This is a genomic window from Streptomyces sp. NRRL S-118, assembly GCF_000716335.1.
GTDB lineage: Bacteria > Actinomycetota > Actinomycetes > Streptomycetales > Streptomycetaceae > Streptomyces.
Map to the genome: position 1 here is coordinate 85961 of NZ_KL591023.1, position 22611 is coordinate 108571.

The window sequence follows — 22611 nt, forward strand, 5'->3', positions numbered from 1 at the left end:
ACCGGCGCGACGGGAAACGCGACGCAGGCCCCGACGTCGTGGGCTCGGCGGGGGGAGCGGTCAGCGGGTCACCACATGCCGCTCGTCCGGAACGCAGTGGGTCATGGTCAGCCCCTCCACGTCCCGCGGCGGGTTCTCGCCGAGGTTGGCCAGCCGCTTGCGGTCCTCGTCGGTGAGGTCCTGGCTCGCCAGCGGTTCGAGGTGGGCGACGTCCTGCGGGCTGATCCCGAGGCCCTCGCCGACCCGGAGCCCCAGGTCGTTCTCCACCAGCAGGAAGTGCCAGACCATCCGCTCCTGCACCGGCCGGTCGCACTGTTTGAGCGCGTTGGTGAAGTTGCGCACCAGGTCGTCGCGCTCCCACTGCTCCATCAGCAGGTACCGCTGTCCGGCCTGCTGGTAGTCGTTGGTCCGCGGGATGCGCTTGCGGGTGAGCCGGCCCCGGATCTCCGGGCCCTGCTCGTCGTGCGTCGGGTACCGGCCCTCACGCAGCCCGCCCCTGATCGACGGCTCGTAGTTGACGTCCGGGTTCTCGCCGTGGCCGTCCTGGCGGTACGTCATGAACCCGTCGCGCTGGTTCGTCCGCACGTCGGCGTTCTTCGCCTGGTTGACCGGCAGCTGGAGGTAGTTCGGGCCCACCCGGTAGCGCTGGGTGTCGCTGTACGAGAAGGTCCGGCCGACCAGCATCTTGTCGTCGGAGAAGTCCAGGCCGTCGACGAGGACGCCCGTGCCGAAGGAGATCTGCTCGTTCTCCGCGAAGAAGTTCTCCGGCATCCGGTTGAGCACCATCCTGCCGACCGGCTTGGGCGGGAAGTCCTGCTCCGGCCAGGTCTTGGTGTCGTCCAGCGGGTCGAAGTCCAGCTCCGGGTGGTCGTGGTCCTCCATCATCTGGACCAGCAGTTCCCACTCCGGGTGGTCACCGCGACCCACCGCCTCGTACAGGTCCTTGGTGGCGTGGCCCAGGCCCTGGGCCTGCACGTTCGCCGCGTCCTCCTCGGTCATGCTGCGCACGCCCTGCTTGGGCATCCAGTGGTACTTGACCAGGACCGTGTGGCCCTCGGCGTTGACCCACTTGTACGTGTTCACGCCGAAGCCCTGCATGTGGCGGTAGTCGGCGGGGATGCCCCGCGGGCTGAACAGGTTCACCAGCATGTGCATGGCCTCGGGGGTCTGCGACATGAAGTCGAAGATCCGGCGGGGCTGCTGCTCGAAGGTGATGGGGTCCGGCTTGAGCGAGTGGATCACGTCCGGGAACTTGATGGCGTCCCGGATGAAGAACACCCCCAGGTTGTTGCCGACCAGGTCCCAGTTGCCGTCCTCGGTGTAGAACTTCACCGCGAACCCGCGAGGGTCGCGGGCCGCCTCGGAGGAGTCGCGTCCGCCGATCACGGTCGAGAACCGCACGGCCAGGTCGGTGCGCTTGCCGCGCTCCTGGAAGATCTTGGCACGGGTGTAACGGCTGATCGGTTCGTCGCCCCAGGCACCGTACGCCTCGAAGTAGCCGTAGGCGGTGACGCCGCGGGCGTGGACGACGCGCTCGGGGATGCGCTCCCGGTCGAAGTGGCTGATCTTCTCCAGGAACTGGTAGTTCTCCAGCGTCGCCGGGCCGCGGGCACCCACCGTTCGCTGGTTCTGGTTGTCGTAGACCGGGTGCCCCTGGCGATTGGTGAGCACTTTCCGGTCGTCGCCGGGCGCGGGACCCCGGCTCGAAACGTCCGTCACGATCCTCGGCTCCTTATATGCGATTTCGTCCTCTATGTCGCAGTATGCTCCGATACCCGTGCCGTGGGGTCGCCTAACGCGCCACGCCCGCCCGTTCCCGCTCCCGCGTGCCCTGCCCGTCACCGACGGCGGAGTGGACCGCCAGGTGGTAGACGGCGAAGGCCCGTCCGATCACCGGCTGGGCGACGTTGCGGACCCGGATGCCCTCGCTGGTCATCCCGTGCTCGACGCCCATGTGCGCATGACCGTGCACCGCCAGGTCCGCGCCCGCCTCGTCCACCGCCTCGGCCAGCAGGTAGCTGCCGAGGAACGGGTAGATCTCCAGCGGCTCACCGGCCAGCGTGTCCGGCACCGGCGCGTAGTGCGTCAGGGCGATCCGTACCGCGCAGCCGGCCTCCTCCAGCAACGTCAGCGACCCGCGCAACCCGTCCGCGCAGCGCCGGGTGTACCGGATGAACTCCTTCATCTCCGGCTCACCGAACTCACCGCCGCTGCGCCCCGCGAAACCGCCGCCGAAGCCCTTGGTGCCGGCCACGCCCACGCGCACGCCGCCGATGTTCACCACGGTGCCCTCACCCTCGAGCACCGTCACCCCGGCGGCGTCCAGCGCCGCGGCCACCTCCGCCTCCTGGTCGCTCTGGTAGTCGTGGTTGCCCAGGACCGCCACGACGGGCACGCCGAGCCCGCGCACTTCCCCGGCGACCACCTCCGCCTCCTCGACCGTCCCGTGGCGCGTCAGGTCCCCCGCCAGCAGCAGGAGGTCCGCGCACTCGCGGAGCGTCTCGAAGGCGGGCCGCAGCGTCCCGCCGCTGTCCGGTCCCAGATGGATGTCGCCGACGGCAGCTACTCGGATCACGACAGCTCCTCGGAGTGGTCGGGCGGGTTCGCCGAAGCCACGACCAGGTCCTCGCGCAGCGGGAGCCCGGCCAGTTCCTCCTGGGCGATCCGCAGGATCTCGGTGCGGCACGCGGAGCTGGAGACGGTGCCGTACACCATCACGCTCGTTCCGCGCTGCTCGATGCGTACGCCGAGTTCGGCGATGTCCTCGCTCGCCAGCCGGTCCCGCAGGTGGGCGATGCGGTACTCGGCGGTGTCGGCCGCGCTCATGGCGGTCCCTCCCGTGCCTCGCGTGGTTCGATCGGTTCGATGACGTTCAGGCGCTCCAGCAGGTACAGGAACGCCTCGGGCATCGCGTTCCCCTCGTTCTCACGCCGCAGCAGGTCCCAGTCGATCTTCTCCCGCAGGGTCCTGGCGATCGGCAGCACCGCCCCGAAGTCGCAGTGGTGCTCCGAGAAGGCGGCCAGCAGGCTGCCCACCAGGTCCGTCGGCGCCAGGACCGGCATGCGCACGGAGTCCACCGGGAGGATCTCCGCCCGCTCCAGCAGGTCGGTCGTGACCGGGTGCCGGGCCAGCTCGAAGATCAGGTCGATGTTCTCGCCGTGCGCGGTGGCCTTGATCAGCCAGTCCTCCGGCGGCTTGTACACCGGGATCCCGGCCCGCTCCAGCTCCTGCGCCACCGCGTCCGCGTCCTCGCGCAGGATGGCGAAGTCGGTGTCGTGCTGGAGGTTCCCGGGCACGCCGTGGGCGTACGCGGCGACGCTCCCGGCCAGTGCGAAGGGGTGCCCGGCGCTCTTGAGCAGCCCCGCCACCTGTTTGGTGGCCTCCAGGATGGCCTGCATGCGGTCCCGTGGCAGCCAGGCGTCGCCGGGCACCACGCCGCCGGCCATGGCCGCGTCCGGCGGCCCGGTGTCCGGCGGCCCGGCGCCCGGGTCGCCCTCCACAGCTCTGCCTCCGGCCAGCCGCAACTCGGACGGCTCCGCCGGCCCGGCGGGCCGCGTCGCGTCGTGCGATTGGTTCCTCACGGTGCTCGGTCCTCCCCTCCTCGGCTGCAGGAGGGGCTCCGGGTACCCGCATCACGCCGATCGATCCCCCTTTGCCGGGAGCCCGGTCTCCTCCGGGGCGCGTGTCGGCTCACTCGCCGTCGGCTCACCGGGCGGCGGCGGCGGAGGGGGCGGGCCGGTCGGGACGCAGCGGTACGGCACGGCCCGGTCGGCGCGTGCGCGGGCGGCGGGCCGCACAGCGCAGACGCGGCCGAAGGGCCGCGCGGTGATCACGACGGTCCCCGGTGGCGGGGCGCGCGGACATCACGACCCTGCGTCCGGCCGGCCGGACGCAGGGTCGGGCATCCCCGGACGGCCGGAGCGTCAGCCGAGCTCCAGCGTGGTGATGCCGAAGATCCGGTCCTGGGCGACCGGCCGGACCGGTCCGGTGTACATACGCGCCGTCTCGAACGCCGGTGTCAGTCCTCGCGCCTTCATCAGCGCCACGGCCTCCGGGTTCGCCTCCGGGACGTCGACGGCGACCCGCTCCGCACCCGAGGCGGCCGCCAGCGCCTCCAGGAGCGCCTCCGCGTCGGCCGCCGTGTCCGCGAACAGCGGCCCGATCCGGGCCCCCTCATGAGCGGGCCGCACCACCCCGTACCCCGTCAGCCGCCCGTCCACCACCCGCGCGAGCGCCCGGTGCCCGGGAGCGGTGAGCCATCGCGCCAGGAACCCGGGACGCTCGGCCGGGTGGCAGGCACTGTCGTACGCGGCGATCGCCGCCGCCCCGACCCGCGCCACCGGCACCACGCCGGGGTCCGGCACGGCCCCTGCGGTCACCTGCCCGGTCCAGCGGGCCGTGCGGTGGGCGAGGACGAAGCCGGAACGCCGGTAGTTGTCCTGCTGGTCCGGAACCCCGTCCAGGCCGACCGTCCGGTCCCCGGCGTGCGCGAGCCCCGCCGTCCAGGTGGCGAGCCCGTGGCCGCGCCCGCGCAGGTCCGGGCGTACCAGGTAGAAGCCGAGGAAGGCGTACCGTTCGCCGTACGTGACGACCGAGACGGCCGACACCGGCTCCGGGTCGCCGTCGAGCCGGCCCAGGAAGAACCCGTCCGGGTCCTGCGCGAAGAAGCACGGCCCGTCCGACAGACCGGGGTTCCACCCCTCCGCCACGGCCCACTCCGCCACCCGCGACCACTGCGCCGGTGTCGCCCGCGACACCTGAAGCCTTGCCATCGCTCCTCCTCCGGGCCGCCGATCGGTTGCCCCCGTACGCTACCCGGCATGTGCTGGAGCGCCACGGCCGATCTCGCTGCGGGCACGGTCGTCGCCGCGATCGGTGTGGCTTGCACGGCCCGGGTGCGCCGCGCCCGTGAACTCCCGCTCGCGGCCCTGCCCCTGCTCCTCGGCGCCCACCAGATCGTCGAGGCCGCCGTGTGGCGCGCGGGCGGCGGAAGCGGCCCCGCGACGCTCGCCTGGGCGGTGATCGCCCTGCCGGTGCTCCCCGTGTGGGTGCCGCTCGGCGTGCTGCTCACCACTCCGCCCGGCGCCCGCGGACGCCTCGCCGTCCCGGCCGCCGCCGGGGCGGTCACGGCCGCTGCCCTGTCGTACAGCCTGGCCACCCGGCCGGTGACGGCGGAGATCCGCGGCCGCACCGTCGGCTACGTCCTCGACCTCCCGTACGCACCCCTGCTGATCGCCGGCTACCTCCTGGCGACGGTGGGCGCTCTCGTCGTCGCCGGTGACCGGCTGCTGCGGACGCTCGGCGCCGTGATCGCCGCCGGTGCGGTGCTGTGCGTCCTGCTGTGGCGTCTGGAGTTCATCTCCACCTGGTGCGCCTACGCCGCCGTCGCGTCGGTCCTGCTGCTGGTGCGCGCCGTGCGCAGCGCTTAGGCCGCGTCCGCGGCAGCCCCTGCGGCGAGCGCCGGACCGGTGCGCGCGGGGCCATCGCCCTCCCGGTGGCGATCCCGCCTCGCCTCCGGGAATGCCCTTGCAGGCGGCGGCAGTTCTGCACGTCATGACTCAAGGACCCGCGCCCCGCCCCCTGTCCGACGACGCCCTGGGCTGAAGGTGCACCGCCTCTACGGCACGGCGCTCGACATCGCCGGCTGACGCGACCCGGGCGGGACCCGGCTACTCCTCCAGCACGTCCACCAGTGCCGCCCCCCGTTCCGTCGCCAGCAGCACCACCTGCCGCCCGCGCCGCTGCCGGTGGAGGAGCCCGGCTGCCGCGAGCTGGTCGCAGTGGTACGTCAGGGTGCTCGGCCCCAGCGACAGTTCGTCGCCCAGTTGGCCGAGGGAGGGCCGGTGCGGCAGGCGGCGCAGGATGTGCGCCCGCACCGGGCCCATCACGAGGTCCAGCGGCCCCCGGCCGGTGCCGGCGGTGCCTCGGGGCGAGCCGGCGGCGAGGGTGCCCAGCCCCGGGACCGGGTAGGCGAACCAGACCACGTCGTCACGGTCCACCCCGTACATGCCCGCGCTGTACCCCGACACGAGCGGCACCAGGACCAGCGGGCGGTCCGCGAGCCGTTGCACCCCGCAGGCATGGGCCAGCCGTATCCGCCCCGGCTCGTACCGCACGGGCGGGGGCAGGGTGCCGAGCAGGACGTCGAGGGCACCGGTGACGGCCGCGACGCCGACCCGCTCGGTCTCCCGGGACAGCAGCGGCTGCGCCTGGCGCCACCTCGGGCCCAGGGCGTCCACCACGGCGTCCACCACGCTCGCGTACGTGTCGAGGAAGCCGCGCGGGGCGTCGACCACCGCCCGCCACCCCGCCGGTGGTGCACCGCCGAAGTGGCCGTCGGCCTCGGCGGCCACGCGATCGGGGTCGACGGCGCGGAGCCTGGCTCCGACCTCCGACAGGCCGTAGGCCGTCAGCTCCGGGACCAGCGCCAGCGGGTCGGGCATCCAGCAATCCCGCTGGAACAGCACGGGGCGCACCACCTCGACCGCACCGCCCGGGACCGAGCTCCGCAACGCCGCCCGCCACCGGGCGGGCAGCCCTTGCGGCGCGGCGCGCAGCGCGTCCCTGAGCACCGAGAAGACGGTGGCGCCCGGATGGGTCCTCACCTGTACGCCGAGCCGGTCCGGAGGACCGAGGTGCAGCACGTGACCGGACACGATTCCCCCCGTGGGTCGCACGATCGGCGCCCGGCCGTCCCCGGCCTCGGGGAGGACCGACCGCCGTTCCCATGGTAGGGCCGTGGTCCTCGCTCAGCGGTCCGCCGGCGCAAGGGCGTCCTCGTACAGACGGAACAGGCGCAGGTCGGGCGCCTGGGGGTCGTGCCGGCCGGCCTCGCGCAGGCGGGCCCAGCACGTGGCCGCGAGACCGCGGGCCCGGGCGCCGGGCCAGGGCCGGGGCAGCAGCTCGGGTGGGAGGAGCGGGTCGGGTTCCATGGCCCGGGTGAACTCGGCGGCCAGTTCGACCGCTACGGTGAGCCGCCGGATCGCCGGCGCCCCGCCGTCCGACCCGGCCACTCCCGGTGCCTCGCGGATGCCGGGAGCCGGCCCGCCGTCCAGCTCCGCGAGGCGGGCTTCGGCCAGGGCGGCGAGCCGGTGGTGCCGTGCGGCGATCTCGTCCAGCGGCCACAGCCTCGCCGCCAGGGCGGGCGGATCCGTGACGTCTCCGATGCGCAGGTCGGTGCTGGTGAGAACGGTGAGCGAGTCCAGGACGCCGAGATGCCGGGCCTGGGCTTCGACCAGCGCGCCCACCGGATGGGCCGTGACGTACAGACCGCTCTGGACCGGAGCGGCGCCCAGGTGGAGCAGCGTCTCGCGCAGGGCGTCGCGGGCGGCCCGGCGGGATTCGGGGACGGCGAAGGCGAAGAGGTGCCAGGTGCCGTCCCACGGGGCGAGTCCTCGGTCCTGCCGGTACGCGTGGCGTACGTACGCCGCGTTTGGAGCGAGCGCCCCGGTCGCGTCGGCGACGGCGCGGAGCGTGGCCCTGCGCCCACGGCCCTCCTGGGTGAACCGGCCCTCCGCCACCAGGCGTTTGACGCACAGTCGCACCTGCTGGTCGGTCATGCTCAGGACGCCGGCGACGGTGTAGAGCTCTCCTGCGTCGACGGTGCCGTCCTCGCGGACGAGCGCGTGCACGAGGAGCCGGGTGGGGATCCCGGGCGCCGGGGCGGTGTCGTCGCGACCGGCGTCGCGATCGGCGGCGTGGCCGGTGGTGGTGCTGCTGGTGCTCACTGTGCCTCCGGGCGGGCGGCGGCGTCCGCCGCGGTGACGGGTCGGTGCATGGTGGTGACGGCGCTGAAGCCCAGCAGTCCCCGCAGCCAGGGGGTGCGCTCGGTGCGGACGGCGGTGAAGCCGTGCCGTTCGTAGAGAGCGCGGGCGCGCGGATTGACGTCGATGACGTCCAGGCGGATCCGCCGGCAGCCGTTCTCGGCCGCGACGGCCGCGACCTCCTTCAGCAGCAACCCGCCGATCCCGGCGCCGCGGTGCGCCGCGGCGACGGCGATGCCGTCCATGACCAGTTCGCCGGCGGAGGGCGTCCGCTCGAAGAGGGCCAGGACCGCCAGCCGGGGCAGGCCGCGGAACGGGCCGTAGGCGGTCAGGACGTCCTTCGCGCTGCCCCCCGTCAGGCCGCGTCCGCCGAGCCGGTAGCCCGCCACGCCGACCACCCGGCCCTCGACGAGAGCGGTGATGCCGCGGTCGTGGTGGAGGTGGGCGGAGATGAACTCCTGTCCGGCCTCGGGCGGGTCGAGCGCGGGGCCGAGCTTGCGGCCGAACGCCTCCCAGTACAGGGAGGCGACGTCCCGTTCGCCGCCTTCCGGTACGCCTCTGCTCACCACCGGGGCACCCCCGCCCTCCGTACCGGGCTTCGGGTCCGTGCCGTTCGCGCGGTCCATGCCGCCCCTCCATCCGCCGGGTCTCCGCTTGCGCTATCAATCGTAATACGTTCACTATCGATACGAGCGTTTGGATGGCGATAGTTTTTTGGAGGGGGAGATCATGAGGGACCGACGGTTCGCCGTCACCGGGCGGATGCTGCTGTGGACCCTGGTCGGGGCGGTGCTCCTGGCCACCGGCCTGGGCGGGGTGGCGGTGTGGCAGAACACCTACGCGCTGCGCGAGGAGCGTGTGGTGCTGCGGCACGACGGACAACAGCTCGACGGGGTGCTGGCCAGACCGGAAACCGGCGAAGGGCCCTGGGGACTCGTCGTCTTCGTCCACGGCGACGGGCCGGTCGACGCGACGCACGACACCTTCTACCGGCCGCTGTGGGAGTCCCTCGCCCGGGCCGGTTACGCCTCGCTGTCGTTCAGCAAGCCGGGTGTCGGCCGCTCCGAGGGGGACTGGCTGGAGCAGAGCATGGCCGACCGGGCGGAGGAGACCCTCGCTGCTCTCGCCTGGGCCCGCGCGCGTCCGGACGTCGACGGGCGCCGCATCGGTCTGTGGGGCGCCAGCCAGGCCGGATGGGTGCTGCCGAAGGTCGCTGCCCGCGACAAGGGCCTGCAGTTCGTCATCGCCGTCTCCCCGGCCGTCCACTGGCTCCGGCAGGGCCGCTACCACCTCCTCGCCGGGCTCCGCAGGGACGGCGCCACCGCGGAGGAGACGGCCGCCGCGCTGCGCAGGCGGGAGACCACCCTGTCGCTGCTCAGGAACGGCGCCTCCTTCGAGGAGTACCGCGCCGCGGTCGGCGACCCCGGGGACATGACCGCCGCGCGCTGGGCGTTCATCACCACCAATCACCGCTCCGACGCGACCCCGGACCTGCCCGCCCTGCGCGGCACCCGGGTGCTGCTGGTGCTGGCCGGCCACGACATCAACGTGGACGTCGCCGAGACCGAGTCCGTCTACCGCCGGATCCTCCCCGCATCGCGCCTGGAGGTGGCGCACTACCCGCGGGCCGCCCACTCCCTGGTGGACCACGAGGTCGAAGGCTCGCAGTGGCGGCTGACGCTGACCGCCGTCCTCGCCCCCCGAAAGCTGTACGCCGCCGGATTCCTCGCCGACCAGGCCCGGTTCGTCCAGCGGCTGAACGGGGGAGGCGACGCGGAGTGACCCGCGCCGCCGGCCCCGGCCCTGCGGTGTCCTGCCGGGCGCGGCCCTACGGTGCCTCGTCGGGGCCCGGCGCCGCGGCCGGATCGAGGATCCGGGTGAGGAAGTGCCGCGTGCGCTCGTGCCGTGGATCGCCCACGACCTGCGCGGCCGGGCCCTCCTCGACGATCACACCGCCGTCCATGAACACCACCCGGTCCGCGACCTCGCGGGCGAAGCTCATCTCGTGCGTGACGACCATCATCGTCATGCCCTCCGCCGCCAGCATGCGCATGACGGCCAGCACATCCCCCACCAGCTCCGGGTCCAGCGCCGACGTGGGCTCGTCGAACAGCATCACCTCCGGGCCCATCGCCAGTGCCCGGGCGATGGCCACCCGCTGCTGCTGGCCGCCCGACAGCTGCGCCGGGTAGGCGTCCGCCTTGTCGGCGAGCCCGACCCGGGCCAGGTTCTCCCGGGCGACCTCCGCCGCCTGCTCCTTGCCGCGCCGCAGCACCCTGCGCTGCGGCAGCGTGAGGTTCTCGGTCACCGTCACGTGCGGGAAGAGGTTGAACTGCTGGAAGACCATGCCGATCCGTCGGCGTACGGCGTCGATGTCGACGTCCAGATCGGTGACCTCCGTACCGCCCACGAACACCTGGCCCGCGGTCGGCTCCTCCAGCAGGTTCACGCAGCGCAGCAGCGTCGACTTGCCGGAACCCGAGGGCCCGATGACGCACACCACCTCGCCCGTGCCGACGTCCAGGTCGATGCCGCGCAGCACCTCGTTGTCGCCGAACGACTTGTGCAGCCCGCGGATCTCGATCTCGTTGCGCGTGGTCATCGGCTCCCCTCCCTCACTTGGCCCGGGCCGCCCGGGCCTCCAGGCGGCGCACCAGGAAGCTCAGCGGAATGGTCACCAGCAGGTAGCACAGCCCGGCGACCAGGATCGGGGTGGAGTTCGCGGTCTGGCTGGCCAGGTCCCGGCCGAACTTGGTCAGCTCCCGTTCGTCCAGCGTGACACCGAGGAACAGCACCAGCGAGGAGTCCTTGAACAGCAGCACCAGCTCGTTGGTGAGCGGTGGGATGATGATGCGGAACGCCTGCGGGATGATCACCGACACCATGGCGCGGGCGTGCGAGAAGCCCAGCGAGCGGGCCGCCTCCATCTGCCCCTTCGGGACCGCCTGAATACCGGCGCGGATCGTCTCGGCCATGTACGCGGCGGCCACCAGCCCGAGTCCGAGCGCCACCTTCCCGTACGTACCGCCGGGGAACTCCGTCCCCGGGAACGCCAGCGGCACCGCCACCCCGACGAAGATGAAGATCAGCAGCGCGGGCAGGCCGCGGAAGAACTCGATGTAGACGCTCGCCACCCACCGGTACGGCGCCACCGACGACAGCCGCATCAGTGCGACGACCAGCCCCAGGACCAGCCCGAACGCGAACCCGGACACCGTGTACACCACCGTGTTGCGCAGCGCGACGGTGATGATGTCGGGGAAGAGCTGTTCGGCGAGGGACTGCTGCGCGAACTGGTTCTGCAGACGGTCCCAGTCGGCCGTGACGGCGATCAGCACCACCACCGCCACGAAGACCGCGTACTGGACGGACTGCGAGACGCGCCGCCGCTGCCGCCTGGTCAGCCGTGAGGTCACGACTGTCCCTGGGGCAGCGGGCCGATCCACTGCTCGTAGATCCTCTTGTACGTACCGTCGGCCCTGGCGTCGTTGATCGCCTTGTCGATCGCGGCCCGCAGCTTGTCGTTGCCCTTCTTCACCGAGAAGCCGTACTGCTCGCCCGTCTCGATGTTCTGGCCGAGGGCGAACGCGTCGGCGTTGGCCTTGTCCTTCAGCCAGCCCTGGACCACCGGGTAGTCGATGACGACCGCGTCGACCTGCCCGGTGCGCAGCCCGTTGAGCACGGCGTCGGAGCTCTCGAACGCCACCGGGTCGAAGCCCTGGGACGTGGCGTAGCTCTCCCCGGTGGTCTCGGCCTGCGCGCCCAGCTTCAGCTTCCTCGCCTTGACGTCGGCGAGCGTGGTCGCACCGCTCTTCTTCGTCGCCAGCAGCGCCTGGGTGGCGTCGAAGTACGGGACGGAGAAGTCGACGTTCTTCTTGCGGTCCTCGGTGATGGTCATACCGGCGGCGGCCAGGTCGCACTCGCCGGAATTGAGGAACGCACCCGTCTTGAAGTTCTCGAACGGCGTGTCGAGGATCTTCTGTTCGACGCCCAGGTTCTTCGCCACCAGGTCGATCAGCGCCACGTCGAAGCCGACGATCTTGCCGTCCTGCTCGAACTGGAAAGGCGGATACGGCAGATGGGTGCAGGTCGTGAGCTTGCCCTTCTCGACGACGGGCACACCGCCCACGGCCTCACCCGGTCCTTCGTCGCCGTTCCCGCAGCCGGTGGCGGCGAGCAGCAGCCCGGCCGTGGCGGCGCAGGCGATGAAGGCGGTACGGGGTCGAGGGGCGCGCTGGCCGCCGGCAGTCCTGAGCACGGTTGACCTCCATGGCGAGGGGCGGGCGGCGCCGGTCGAGGCAGCCGCCGGCCGCGATCGTATGCCACCGGGCCCGCAAGGTCGCGGAGCGCGCACTGGCCCGTCGGCCACCCGTACGAGGGGGCTCCACGGTCCACGCCGTGCTCACGCCCGCGGGTTGCGCTCCGAACCGGCTCCGCCGTCCCCCGTCCGCCGCCCACTGCCCCGGCTGCCGCTCCGCCGCGGGCCCGCGGCCGCGGCCCGGCGCTGCGCCACCGTCGGCGTGCCGTGCCGCGCGGCCACCGGGGCCCGGCGCCGGCCCCGCACGGGCGGCCGCGGCGCCGCGCAGGATGGACGCACCATCCGTCGCGAGGAGCCCCCATGTCGTCACGCCGCACGTTCCGGATCGTCCTCTTCCTGCTCGCGATGGTCGTGCTGGCCACCGGAGCGCTGGAGATCGTCCTCGGACCAGCCGCCCTGCCCGGCAGCCCGGACGTGCCACCCACCGTCGACAGCAGCTACCGCTTCTTCGCCGGCGTCTGGACCGCCGCGGGCATCGTCCTGATGCTGGCCGTGCCGCGCCCGGAGGCACACGGCACGGCCCTGCGCGCGGTCTTCGGCGCCGTGTTCCTGGGCGGTCTGGCCCGTGGGATCTCCTACCTCTCGGCCGGCGCCCCGCACGTGATGCACACCGCGTTCATCGGCGTCGAGCTGGTGCTGCCCCCGCTGATGCTGCTCTGGTACGGCCGTCTGACGCGAACGGTGCCGGACGGCGCAACGGCGCAGGGGCCGGCTGCCGGCGACACGCCGGCCCCGGGGTGCGAGCGGCGTCAGCACAGCAGCCGCAGCGAGCTCCCGGCGATGCCGAGCCGCACCGACTGGCCCCATGTCAGTTCCAGTGCGTCGCTCTCCATGCCGTCGCCGAACGCCACCAGCCGGTCCGACTCCACGGTCAGGTGCAGCCGCTCGCCGCCCGCCAGGACGCCTTCGACGAGCGACGTACCGGTGGCCGGGGACGGCCAGGCCTCGCGTACGAACCAGATCAGGCGCGCCTCGGCGGCCCCCGGCAGCGGCAGGGAGCTGCCGTGCTGCTGCCACAGCGAGCGCAGCCAGCCGGTGGCGCCCGTCCCCGTACCGACCAGGACACCGGACGACGCCTGGGCCTCGGCGCGGTCGTCGGCCCGGTCGGCGGGGGCGCCGGCGGGGGAGAGGCGGTAGCGGGCGGTGCGGTGGCCGGGGCTGCCCAGGTAGATCTCGTTGAGCGCCACCAGCCGCTGTGCGTCGTCCGTGACGGCCTCCACCATCGTCAGCGCGTCGAAGGCGGCCCGGTGCGCCACGGCCGCGGGGAGCAGGCGCGCCGCGTCGGCGGCCCGGTGCCGCACCAGGACGCCCGGGTTGCGGCCGGGATCGGTGTCGATCCCGATCACCGGCTGGCCGTCCAGGTACTTGGCGGCGTTGGCGACCAGGCCGTCCTGCCCCACCACCACGACCACGTCCTCGGGGCCGAACAGGAACCGGTCCAGGTCCGCCCGCTCCACCCGCGCCTGCCGCCACTGGCCCGGCACCGCCGCGGCCACCTCGGCCAGCGCCCGCTGCGCCCGCAGGTGGCGTTCCCGTACGCCGTCGACGGTGCGGCCCCGGGAGGCGAGGAAGAACGCCGCCTGGCCGTGCGTGCCGTGCCGTGCCAGCAACTCCTCGTACTCGCTGACGCGGTGGACCAGCACCGCCCGCGGGGCGAGGCTCATGGCCGCCGGGCCAGCCGGTCGAGCAGACCGCTGAGCGCGTCGGGCGAGAGGGTCAGGCTCTCGACGCGCGGCAGGTTCTCGGCGAGCCGCCCGGCCGCGAGCGCGTGCAGCGTGGCCGTGTCCGCCTCGCCGTGCACGCGCAGCCAGGCGGCCTGCGCCTGGGCCCGCGCCTCGCCGACCTCCCGCGCGGCCTCCGCCTCGGCGCGCGCGAGCCGGACCGTACGGGCCGCCTCGGCCTGCGCGCGGACCGCGTCCGCCGCCGCACTCTCCTCCGCCTCGCGGCGGGCGTTGGTGCCGCGCTGCTCGACCAGCCGTTCCTCCTGGCGGGCGAGCTCGATCCGGCTGGCCAGCTCGTTCTCGGCGATCGCCCGCTCCCGCTCGACCGCGACGGCCCGCCGTTCGTACGTCGCCCGGTCCGCGTCCTGCTGGATCCGCTCGCGGGCGGGGGTGCGCAGGGCACGCTCGACCTCCGGTTCGGGGCGGATCGCCACCACGCGGACGGCCACCACCTCGATGCCGGTCGCGGGCAGTCGCGGCTCGGCGGCGAGACCGGCGGCGATCCGCTCCCGTACCGCCGCCACGCCGTCGACCAGGGACTCCGACAGCGGCGTCCGGGCCAGCACGTCGAGCGCGTGCTGCTGCGCGGTCTCGGTGAGCAGCGTGGAGATCTGCTCCAGCGGCGCGCCGCGCCAGGCGCCCGTGTCGGGGTCTACGGAGAAGTCCAGCCGGGCGGCGGCGGTGGCCGGGTCGCTGATGCGGTACGTGACCGTGGACTGCACGGCCACGTCCTGGAAGTCCGCGGTGCGGGCGTGGAACGACATGGTCAACTCCCGGTCGTCCACCGGTACTTCGGAGAGCGCGGCGGTGAGCGAGCGGTACCAGAAGCTCAGCCCGGTTCCGTCGTGCACCAGCCGGCCGCGCCGGTGGTGGCGTATGTGGGCGGTCGGCGCGGAACGCAGATGGCGCCAGCCGGCGCGCCGGGTGATGTCGGCCATGGATGCCTCCCCTTTTCGTCAATGCGACGATAGTGGTCGGCGCCAGTTCTCGTCAATGTGACGACATGCGGTTCGGTGATCTGTGCCGCCGACGGTGTCCGGCGGCGCTCGGCCGGCTGTAGATTCACGCCGCAGAAGAGGTGCTGGCGTGGGAGGAACGGCTGTGTTGATGGTGGGCAAGATCCTGCGGTTCGACGAGGTCCGCGGTTACGGGTTCATCGTCCCCAGAGAGGGCGGCGAGGACGTCTTCATGCACGCGAACGACCTGGTGGACGAGAAGTACCTGTACCAGGCCGGCCGTGAGGTCGAGTTCTATCTGGAGATGGGCGACAAGGGCCCCAAGGCGTCGGAGATCCGTCTCCTGCACCAGCCCGCACCGCGCCCGGTGGTGCCGGCGCCGGCACGGCGGGACGGCGTGGACGACGTGGACGACGACGCGGTGGACGTGCTGACCACCGCCGAGTTCCGCGCCGAACTGACGGAGGCGCTCATCGAGGCCGACGGCACGCTGACCACGGCCCAGTTGAAGCGCGTCCGCGCACGCGTCCTCGACCTCGCCCACTCCCACGGCTGGCTCGACGCCTGACCCGCGCCACCGGAGGGCAGGGCCGTCCTCCCGGTCGCGCCGGGGCGCGCGGCGCCGGGAACCGCCCGGAACGCAGGCCCGCCGCCCCGGCGTCCACCACGGCCGGCACGGCCGCCGGCGCCGGGCGGAATTCCGGCGCCGTGCGGAATTCCGGTCGGCCCGCGCGGCGGGAGCGTGCCGGGCGCGCCCTCGCCGGGGCCGCGGCGACCGACCCGGCACCAGGGTCACACCTTGTCGCCATGCCCGTCGCCCGTGCGGGGGCCTCCCACGGCGCCGGCCACGACCAGCCCGCCGACAACCGTGCCGCACCGCCCGGCCCCAGGGCCACGAGGACAGGGCCGCGTACGGAGCCGGTGCCGCGCCCGGTGGAGCTGGGCAGGGCCCGCCCGCCGGGCGACCACGCGGATCAGTCCACCGGCGCGGCCACGAAGGTCCCGGCCCGCACGGCCCTCATGGTGCCGACATCGACCGGGCCACGACCACGCCCCACGCCGTGATCGCGTCCGAGCCGTCGTCGCCCGTGATCGCACCCGAGCCGTCGTCCTGGCCCACGGATCCGGCGGGCCGGTGGCGCCGGGGCAGGCGGACGGCACCGGGCGGACACGGCTCAGGGGGCGATGGGCAGCCGGCGCTTGTGGTCGGTGAGGCGGTAGCGGTGGACGATCGTCGCGAAGGCGCGCTCGTCCACCGGCTTGCCCTCGAGGAAGTCGTCGATGACGTCGTACGTCACTCCGAGCGCGTCCTCGTCGGCCTTGCCCGGGTCGAGGGTCTCCAGGTCGGCCGTCGGGGTCTTCCACACCAGCTCGGCGGGCGCCCCCAGCGCGTCCGCGACGGCGCGCACGCGGCGCTTGGTCAGGCCGGTCAGCGGGACCAGGTCCGCCGCGCCGTCGCCGAACTTGGTGAAGAAGCCGGAGACCGCCTCGGCGGCGTGGTCCGTGCCGACGACCAGGCCGTCGTGCGCCCCCGCCACCGCGTACTGGGCGATCATGCGCTGGCGGGCCTTGATGTTGCCGTGCACGAAGTCCTGGTGGTGGGCGTCGCGGAAGGTCACCCCGGCGGCCAGCGCGGCCTCGAGCGCGGCGTCGCTGGCGGGCTTGATGTCCACGGTCAGCACGTGGTCGGCCCGGATGAAGGAGAGCGCGAGCTGGGCGTCGTGCTCGTCGGCCTGGACCCCGTAGGGCAGCCGCATGGCGTAGAACCGCGCCTCGTGCCCCGCGGCCCGGGCCCGCTCGACGGCGAGCTGGCACAGCCGGCCGGTGGTCGTGGAGTCGACGCCGCCGCTGATGCCCAGCACGAGGCAGCGCAGACCGGTGGAGGTCAGCCGCTCGGCGAGGAAGGCCACCCGGCGCTCGATCTCCCGCTCGGCCTCGAAGGTCTCGGCGACCTCCAGCTCCCGGGCGATCTCCTGCTGCAGGGCGATGGACGCCGGCTCGCTCACGTCTGCTCCTCGTTCCGGTTTCACGGTGTGCTGTCGCGCCCACCCTACCCAGGCGCCCCCCGGCGGCTCCGGGCCGGACGTCCCCGCCGGGCCGGACGCCCCCTGCGGGTCGCCGGCCCGGCCGGGGCGCACCGCGGCCCCGGGCCGCGAGGCCGGGACGAGCGCGCCTCAGGAGGGCTCCGGGCCCGGCACGGCGCGCACCGCGGAGACCAGGCGCAGCAGGCGGGCCTCGTTGCCCGTGAGGCCCGCGCGGCGCAGCGCCTCGTCCGCCTCGGCCATGGACGACGACAAGTACGCCCCGGCCAGCGGCGCGAGTGCCGGGTCGGTGAGCACCGCCTGCGCCGCCTCCATCAGCCGGAGGTACGCCTGGGCCGCCGCGCGCTCCCGCGTGCTGAGGGTGTCGGTCATCTCTCGCTCCCTGTCGAGGTGTTGGACCCTCCACTCTCGCGCACGCCACTGACAACGCCCCCTGCCCCCGCCCGGCGGCCGCGGCTCACCGCTCGCGCAGGTACGTCTCCAGCCGCTCCAGGAAGGCCTGCTGACCGGAGACCAGCCGGGGTGCCGCCTCCTGCGGGGTGAACCAGGCGACGCGGTCCACTTCGGGGAAGTCCCGTGACACGCCCGAGCCGCGCGGCCATTCCATGGTGAACGTGCCGGGCACGACCGCCGCCGGGTCGAGGTCGCCCTCCACCGCCCAGACCGTGACGATCTTGCCGTTCGCCTGGCGCGCCTCGCCCAGCGGAACCTTCTCGCCGTCCGGCGCCGGCAGCCCGAGCTCCTCGACGAACTCCCGCCGTGCCGCGGCCTCGGGGGTCTCGTCCGGTCCGTACTCGCCCTTGGGGACCGACCACGCCCCGGTATCGCGCGAGGCCCACAACGGGCCGCCCATGTGGGCGATGAGCACCTCCAGGTGCCCCTGGGAGGTACGGAACAGCAGCAGGCCCGCGCTTCGCTTCACCGTCATACCGGAAACGTTAGCGTCGGGGGCACAGCGCGAACGGAGGACCATGCCAGCCAAGCCCGGCTCACCCGACCAGCCCGACTTCCCGGCGCGTGAGGCGCCCCGCGCCGGTTCCGTCCCCGTTCTCGACGAGCGCGTCACGCGCTGCCGGGCCTGTCCGCGTCTGGTCGCCTGGCGGGAGCAGGTGGCCCGCGACGGCCGCCGCGCCTACACCGGCTGGGACTACTGGGCCCGGCCGGTACCCGGCTACGGCCCCGACGACGCCGCGCTGCTCGTCGTCGGTCTGGCCCCGGCCGCGCACGGCGGCAACCGCACGGGCCGCATGTTCACCGGCGACCGCTCCGGCGACGTCCTCTACGCGGCGCTGCACGGCATCGGGCTCGCCAGCCAGGCCGAGGCCACCCACCGCGACGACGGGCTGCGCCTGTACGGGGTGCGGGTCACCGCGCCCGTCCACTGCGCCCCGCCCGCCAACAAGCCGACGCCCGAGGAGCGGGACACCTGCCGCCCCTGGCTGGCGGGCGAACTGCGGCTGCTGCGGCCCACGGTGCGCGCGCTCGTGGTCCTCGGCGCCTTCGGCTGGCAGGCCACCCTGCCCGCGCTCGCCGCCGCGGGCTGGTCGGTGCCCCGCCCCCGGCCGGCCTTCGCGCACGGTGCCCACGTCACGCTGCCGGCCACCGACGGCGGCCCGGCCCTCGAGCTCTTCGGCTGCTACCACGTCAGCCAGCGCAACACCTTCACCGGCCGCCTCACCCCCGGCATGCTGACCGAGGTCCTCCGTCGCGCCGCCCGGTCGGCGGGCCTGCGACCGTGATGCGCACCGGGCCGCCCCCGGGATCGACGGCGGCTGCCCAGCCGCCCGCCAGCGACACCGACCGCGACGGGGTGGCCGTGCCCCGCACCCGCTGCCGGTGCAGCAGCACGCCGTCCTGGGCGACCGACAGCACCGGCCGCTCCAGCCGCTGCCGCGCGCGCACCAGGAAGCGGCCGGTGTGCTCCCCGGGGACGAGCCGGTTCGGCGCCACCCACCGCAGGGGAGCGTCCGCCACCACCGGGACCCGGGGCGCCGGCCACGGCGGGACGCCCGCCAGGAACTCCCGCACCGGCCCGGCCACGGTCCGCCCTTGCGCGACGGCCGTCGCGGCGGGCTCGCCGCCGTGCAGCACGCCGCCTACGGCGAAGACGCCCGCCTGCGACGTGCGGAAGGCGCTGTCCACCGCGGGGCCGCGGGTGCCGCGGTCGAGTTCCGCCCCGCCGAGCCGCGCCAGTTCGTGCTCGGGGATCCAGTCGCCGGTGAACACCACCGTGTCGCACGCCACCGTCGTCGTCCGCCCGTCGCGGCCGACCAGCCGGACGCCCGAGAGCCTTCCGCGCCCGAGGAGTTCGGCGACCGCCGTCCCACCCAGCACGGGGACCGGTGTCCGGCCGGGGCCGAACGCCCCCGGCCTGCGCCACGGCTCCTCCGTCACCAGCGCGACCACCCGCACACCGGCCCGCCGCAGCGCCCGCACCGCCCCGAACGCGACCGGTTCCGCCCCGACGACCAGGGCGCGCGTGCCGACGTACTGCCCGTACCCGTACACGGCCTGCCGCAGTTCGCCCGCCGTCAGCACGCCGGCCGGCCGCGTCCCCGGCACCAGGCGCGCGCTGCGCGGGCGTTCCCGGGCCCCGGTCGCCAGCACGACCGCCCGTGCGGTGATCCGCTCCAGCCCGTCCGGGCCGGTCGTGTCCAGCGTCAGCGGCCCCGCCCAGCCGGTGGCGGTGACGCCGGCGCGCAGCACCGCCCCGGCCCGGACGGCCGCGCGCGCCGGCCCCCGCGCCCCGAGCGCGTGCCGCTGCCGCTCCAGCACCTCCACCGTGCCGGCGCCCGCGGCGGCCAGCCGCCGTGCGGCCGCGAGGCCCGCCGGGCCCGCCCCGACGACCAGCACGTCCACCGCGCGGAGACGACGGCTCATCGCCGGGCCTCCTCGAACAGGGCGCGGACCGCGGCGCCGCACAGCGAGCCCTGGCAGCGTCCGGCGCGCGCCCGCGTCCGCCGCCGCAGCCCCTCCAGGGAGGCGGGCGGGATCGTGCCGGCCGCCGCGTCCCGGATCTCGCCCCGGGTCACCCGCTCGCAGGCGCACACGATCTCGCCGTAGGCGGGGTCGGCCGCGATCAAGTCGGCGCGCGCGTACGGGCGGGGGAGCGCCTCGCCCACGTTGGGCATCCGCACCTGCGGCAGCTCGCCCGGCGCACCGGTCTTCAGCCCCGCGTCGGCCAGCAGCTCCACCACGTGCGCGGCGATCGCCATCGACGCGGTCAGCCCGGTCGAGCGGATGCCGCCCACGGTCACGTACCGCCGGGCGGCGTGGCCCGCGATGCGGTAGTCGTCCTCCTCGGTCGCCGCCCGCAGGCCCGCGTAGACCGCGGTGACCTCCTCGTCCAGCAGGGCGGGCAGGATCCGCCGGCCCTGTGCGCGCAGGTACGCCAGCCCCTCGGCCGTCGACCCGGTGGCGGTCCTGTCGCCGGGGCGGAGGTCCTCCGCCGTCGGCCCGAGCAGCACCTTGCCGTGCACGGTGGGGGAGACCAGCACGCCCTTGCCCAGCTCGGTCGGCACCGGCAGCAGGATGTGCCGGACCAGCCCGCGCGCGAACGCGTCGAACACGATCAGCTGGCCGCGCCGCGGCGTCACCGTGAAGTCGTGGCGCCCCAGGTGCCGGTCGAGTGTGTCGGCGTGCAGTCCGGCGGCGTTGACCAGGTACCGGGTGCGCAGCACACCCCGGTCCGTCACCAGCTCATGTCCGGGCCGCACCGCCTCGACCCGGCAGCGGAGGTGCAGGTCGACCCCCGCACGCACGGCCTGTGTCGCGTACGCCAAGGTCGTGGTCCACGGGCAGACGATGCTCTCCCCGGGCACGTCCAGCGCGCCGAGTGCCCCGGGCCCCAGGTGCGGTTCGCGGGCGTACAGTTCGGCCGCGCCGATGATCCGGGTCCGGTGGTGTCCGTTCCGCCCCGCCTTCGCCGCCAGTGCGGGCAGGGCCGCGCGCTGCTCCTCGTCCCAGGCCTCGTCCCAGGCCACGAGCAGCGCGCCCACCGGTTCCACCGGGATGCCGGCCTCCGCGGCGTACGCCACCAGCCGCCGCTGCCCGTCCCGTACCAGACGCGACTCCAGGGAGCCGGGTACGGCGTCGAAACCGGTGTGCATTATCGCCGTGTTGGCCTTCGAGGTGCCCTCCCCGACGTCGTCGGCGGACTCCACCAGGGCGGTGCGCAGGGACGCGTGACGGGCCAGTTCGCGGGCGATGGCGCAGCCGACCACGCCCGCCCCGACGACCGTCACGTCGTACGGCTGCGACGGCAGCGGCCCGCCACGGGTGACGGTCACCGCCCGCCGTCCACGAGTGCGGTCACCGCCGCCCGGAAGGCGCCCATGCGCTCGGCGGCCTCGGTGGCCGTGATGCGCGGCTCGTAGACGGCGGCCGGCCGCCACCGCGGCACCGCCTGCCGCAGGGAGAGGGCCGGCTCCAGGCCCAGGCGGGCGAGGACACCGGCGCCGAGCGCGGTGACGTCGGGCAGCGCCGAGACCTCGACGGGAAGTTGCAGCAGATCGGCCTGGGTCTGCATGAGCAGTGCGGAGCGGGTGAGCCCGCCGTCGACGCGCAGCGAGGCGAGCGGTGCCCCGAGCTCGCCCCCGGCCGCCCGCGCCAGCTCCACCACCTGTGCGGCGATGCCCTCGCACAGCGCCCGGACCAGGTGCCCGGCGGTGGTGTCCAGGCCGAGCCCGGTCAGGGAGCCCCGCACGTCCCCGCGCCACCACGGGGCGGCCAGTCCCGCGAGCGCCGGCACGAACGTGACACCGCCGGCGTCGGGCACGGCCGAGCCCACCGGGTCGAGGTCGGCCGCGCCGCCGATGACCCCGAGGTCGGTGAGCCAGCGCACCGCGGAGGCGGCCGTGTACACCTGGCCGTCCAGGCAGTAGTCGGTGCGGCCGCCGAGCCGCCAGGCGACGCAGCCGACCAGCCCGGAGCCTCCGCGCCGGGGCCGGTCGCCGGTGTGCGCGAGCAGGAACGCGCCGGTGCCGTACGTGCACTTGGCGGCACCGGGCTCGGTGGCGCCCTGGGCCAGCAGCGCGGCCTGCTGGTCGACCAGCAGGCCCGTCAGCGGCACGTCGGCGCCGCCGAACAGCGAGGTCGTCCCCACCGGCCCGGCCGAGTCCACGATCCGCGGGAGCCGTTCCCCGGCCAGCCCGTAGATCTTCAGCGCCCGCGGCGACCAGTCGACGGTGTCGAGGTCGAGGAGCTGGGTGCGTCCCGCCGTCGCCGCGTCCGTGACGAACGCGCCGCCGCCCGTCAGCCGGTGCACCAGCCAGGCGTCGCTGGTCGTCACCACGCCCTCGCGGGTGAGCCGCCGACGGATCCAGGCCATCTTCGGTGCGGCGAAGTAGGGGTCGAGCGGCAGCCCGGTCGTTTCGCGCAACTCTTCGGCGTGCGGCCCGAGTTCCTCACAGATTTCCTCCGCGCGCCGGTCCTGCCAGACGATCGCGTCGGTGAGCGGCGCCCCCGTCCGCGGATCCCAGGCCAGAACCGTCTCGCCCTGGTTGGCGAGACCCATGGCCGTGACCGGCTCACCGGCGTCGGCCAGCGCCGCGCGGCCCGCGGTGACGACCGAGTCGAGCAGTTCGTGCGGGTCGGTCTCCACCCGGCCGCCCGGCAGGTGGCGGGGGCGTACCGGAGCCGAGCCGGATCCGATGACACCCCGCTCGGGACAGACGACCAGCGCCTTGGTGCCCGAAGTTCCCTGGTCGACGGCCAGTACAGGGCCCGTCATCGCCACTCCCGTCCGGTCGGTGAAGCTCTCGGAGAACCTTGATCGCCAGCCTGGGCCAGCGCGGCGGCGGCGTCAAGCGG

General features: G+C 74.5%; 23 protein-coding genes and 1 pseudogene. 5 read left to right on the plus strand and 19 right to left on the minus strand.

The genetic code is table 11. The annotated features are described in order from the left end of the window. Positions 1-60: 60 nt before the first annotated feature. From IH00_RS0129535 to IH00_RS0129555, 5 genes are all read right to left on the minus strand, one after another. Complete coding sequence (locus IH00_RS0129535) at positions 61-1719, minus strand: catalase (protein WP_031078927.1); 1659 nt, start codon at positions 1717-1719, stop codon at positions 61-63. A gap of 73 nt (positions 1720-1792) precedes the next feature. After that, complete coding sequence (locus IH00_RS0129540; RefSeq protein ID WP_031078929.1) at positions 1793-2575, minus strand: metallophosphoesterase family protein; 783 nt, start codon at positions 2573-2575, stop codon at positions 1793-1795. Further along, on the minus strand, positions 2572-2826 hold the full coding sequence (locus IH00_RS0129545) for a hypothetical protein (RefSeq protein WP_031078931.1): 255 nt from the start codon (positions 2824-2826) through the stop codon (positions 2572-2574). Before IH00_RS0129545 ends, IH00_RS0129540 begins: the two co-directional genes overlap by 4 nt. After that, on the minus strand, positions 2823-3581 hold the full coding sequence (locus IH00_RS0129550; RefSeq protein WP_052411715.1) for a nucleotidyltransferase family protein: 759 nt from the start codon (positions 3579-3581) through the stop codon (positions 2823-2825). The genes IH00_RS0129545 and IH00_RS0129550 overlap by 4 nt, the downstream gene beginning before the upstream one ends. Before the next feature lie 342 nt (positions 3582-3923). Continuing rightward, on the minus strand, positions 3924-4772 hold the full coding sequence (locus IH00_RS0129555) for a GNAT family N-acetyltransferase (protein WP_031078936.1): 849 nt from the start codon (positions 4770-4772) through the stop codon (positions 3924-3926). Between the two features lie 48 nt (positions 4773-4820). Here IH00_RS0129555 and IH00_RS0129560 point away from each other — a divergent pair, with 48 nt between their 5' ends. Continuing rightward, positions 4821-5429, plus strand: a complete 609-nt coding sequence (locus IH00_RS0129560; RefSeq protein WP_031078939.1) for a DUF6629 family protein — start codon at positions 4821-4823, stop codon at positions 5427-5429. 240 nt (positions 5430-5669) lie between these two features. Here the strand turns inward: IH00_RS0129560 and IH00_RS0129565 are convergent, their stop codons facing one another. The 3 genes from IH00_RS0129565 to IH00_RS0129575 form a co-directional block, all read right to left on the minus strand. Further along, complete coding sequence (locus IH00_RS0129565) at positions 5670-6656, minus strand: ArsR/SmtB family transcription factor (RefSeq protein ID WP_031078940.1); 987 nt, start codon at positions 6654-6656, stop codon at positions 5670-5672. Between the two features lie 93 nt (positions 6657-6749). Next, positions 6750-7727, minus strand: a complete 978-nt coding sequence (locus tag IH00_RS0129570) for a PaaX family transcriptional regulator C-terminal domain-containing protein (RefSeq protein ID WP_039947550.1) — start codon at positions 7725-7727, stop codon at positions 6750-6752. After that, positions 7724-8389 (minus strand): GNAT family N-acetyltransferase, encoded by a 666-nt coding sequence (locus IH00_RS0129575; RefSeq protein WP_039947551.1) that lies wholly within the window; start codon positions 8387-8389, stop codon positions 7724-7726. Before IH00_RS0129575 ends, IH00_RS0129570 begins: the two co-directional genes overlap by 4 nt. A 103-nt stretch (positions 8390-8492) precedes the next feature. Here IH00_RS0129575 and IH00_RS0129580 point away from each other — a divergent pair, with 103 nt between their 5' ends. Beyond that, complete coding sequence (locus IH00_RS0129580; protein ID WP_052411716.1) at positions 8493-9545, plus strand: alpha/beta hydrolase family protein; 1053 nt, start codon at positions 8493-8495, stop codon at positions 9543-9545. A gap of 46 nt (positions 9546-9591) precedes the next feature. Here IH00_RS0129580 and IH00_RS0129585 read toward each other — a convergent pair whose 3' ends face one another. Genes IH00_RS0129585 through IH00_RS0129595 form a run of 3 tightly spaced genes read right to left on the minus strand, consistent with a single transcriptional unit; the run spans position 9592 to position 12021 of the window. After that, positions 9592-10365, minus strand: coding sequence for an amino acid ABC transporter ATP-binding protein (locus IH00_RS0129585; protein WP_031078947.1), 774 nt, complete (start codon positions 10363-10365; stop codon positions 9592-9594). A gap of 13 nt (positions 10366-10378) precedes the next feature. Then, positions 10379-11179 carry an amino acid ABC transporter permease gene (locus tag IH00_RS0129590; RefSeq protein ID WP_031078949.1) on the minus strand — a complete coding sequence of 267 codons (801 nt, stop codon included), beginning with the start codon at positions 11177-11179 and terminating at the stop codon, positions 10379-10381. Next, positions 11176-12021, minus strand: coding sequence for an ABC transporter substrate-binding protein (locus IH00_RS0129595; RefSeq protein WP_031078951.1), 846 nt, complete (start codon positions 12019-12021; stop codon positions 11176-11178). Before IH00_RS0129595 ends, IH00_RS0129590 begins: the two co-directional genes overlap by 4 nt. A gap of 360 nt (positions 12022-12381) precedes the next feature. Between IH00_RS0129595 and IH00_RS45505 the strand changes: the two are divergent. Further along, positions 12382-12732 (plus strand): annotated as a pseudogene (locus IH00_RS45505) (DUF4345 domain-containing protein); the annotation flags it as partial. Positions 12733-12830: 98 nt separating this feature from the next. Here IH00_RS45505 and IH00_RS0129605 read toward each other — a convergent pair. Both IH00_RS0129605 and IH00_RS0129610 read right to left on the minus strand, forming a co-directional pair. Then, positions 12831-13745 (minus strand): inorganic polyphosphate kinase, encoded by a 915-nt coding sequence (locus IH00_RS0129605; protein WP_031078955.1) that lies wholly within the window; start codon positions 13743-13745, stop codon positions 12831-12833. Then, positions 13742-14740: an SPFH domain-containing protein gene (locus IH00_RS0129610; RefSeq protein WP_031078956.1), complete on the minus strand. Its 999-nt coding sequence runs from the start codon at positions 14738-14740 to the stop codon at positions 13742-13744. Before IH00_RS0129610 ends, IH00_RS0129605 begins: the two co-directional genes overlap by 4 nt. Positions 14741-14903: 163 nt before the next feature. Here IH00_RS0129610 and IH00_RS0129615 point away from each other — a divergent pair, with 163 nt between their 5' ends. Then, positions 14904-15326: a cold-shock protein gene (locus IH00_RS0129615; protein ID WP_039947552.1), complete on the plus strand. Its 423-nt coding sequence runs from the start codon at positions 14904-14906 to the stop codon at positions 15324-15326. A 607-nt stretch (positions 15327-15933) separates the two neighbouring features. On the opposite strand, the gene nadE is transcribed toward IH00_RS0129615, so the two are convergent. The 3 genes from nadE to IH00_RS0129635 all read right to left on the minus strand — a co-directional run bounded on the left by nadE (position 15934) and on the right by IH00_RS0129635 (position 17728). Continuing rightward, on the minus strand, positions 15934-16764 hold the full coding sequence (gene nadE, locus IH00_RS0129625) for an ammonia-dependent NAD(+) synthetase (RefSeq protein WP_031078959.1): 831 nt from the start codon (positions 16762-16764) through the stop codon (positions 15934-15936). Positions 16765-16932: 168 nt separating this feature from the next. After that, positions 16933-17172 (minus strand): hypothetical protein, encoded by a 240-nt coding sequence (locus IH00_RS0129630; RefSeq protein WP_031078961.1) that lies wholly within the window; start codon positions 17170-17172, stop codon positions 16933-16935. Positions 17173-17257: 85 nt separating this feature from the next. Next, positions 17258-17728: an NUDIX hydrolase gene (locus IH00_RS0129635; protein ID WP_031078962.1), complete on the minus strand. Its 471-nt coding sequence runs from the start codon at positions 17726-17728 to the stop codon at positions 17258-17260. 43 nt (positions 17729-17771) lie between these two features. Here IH00_RS0129635 and IH00_RS0129640 point away from each other — a divergent pair, with 43 nt between their 5' ends. After that, complete coding sequence (locus IH00_RS0129640) at positions 17772-18539, plus strand: uracil-DNA glycosylase (RefSeq protein WP_031078964.1); 768 nt, start codon at positions 17772-17774, stop codon at positions 18537-18539. On the opposite strand, the gene IH00_RS0129645 is transcribed toward IH00_RS0129640, so the two are convergent. The 3 genes from IH00_RS0129645 to IH00_RS0129655 are packed head-to-tail and all read right to left on the minus strand — an operon-like array spanning position 18475 to position 22531. Further along, on the minus strand, positions 18475-19680 hold the full coding sequence (locus tag IH00_RS0129645; RefSeq protein ID WP_052411717.1) for an FAD-dependent oxidoreductase: 1206 nt from the start codon (positions 19678-19680) through the stop codon (positions 18475-18477). The genes IH00_RS0129640 and IH00_RS0129645 overlap by 65 nt on opposite strands. Beyond that, positions 19677-21089: an FAD-dependent oxidoreductase gene (locus IH00_RS0129650; protein WP_031078967.1), complete on the minus strand. Its 1413-nt coding sequence runs from the start codon at positions 21087-21089 to the stop codon at positions 19677-19679. The genes IH00_RS0129645 and IH00_RS0129650 overlap by 4 nt, the downstream gene beginning before the upstream one ends. Then, a complete protein-coding gene (locus IH00_RS0129655) occupies positions 21086-22531 on the minus strand; it encodes an FGGY family carbohydrate kinase (RefSeq protein ID WP_031078970.1) in 1446 nt (481 codons plus the stop codon). The genes IH00_RS0129650 and IH00_RS0129655 overlap by 4 nt, the downstream gene beginning before the upstream one ends. Positions 22532-22611: the final 80 nt, after the last annotated feature.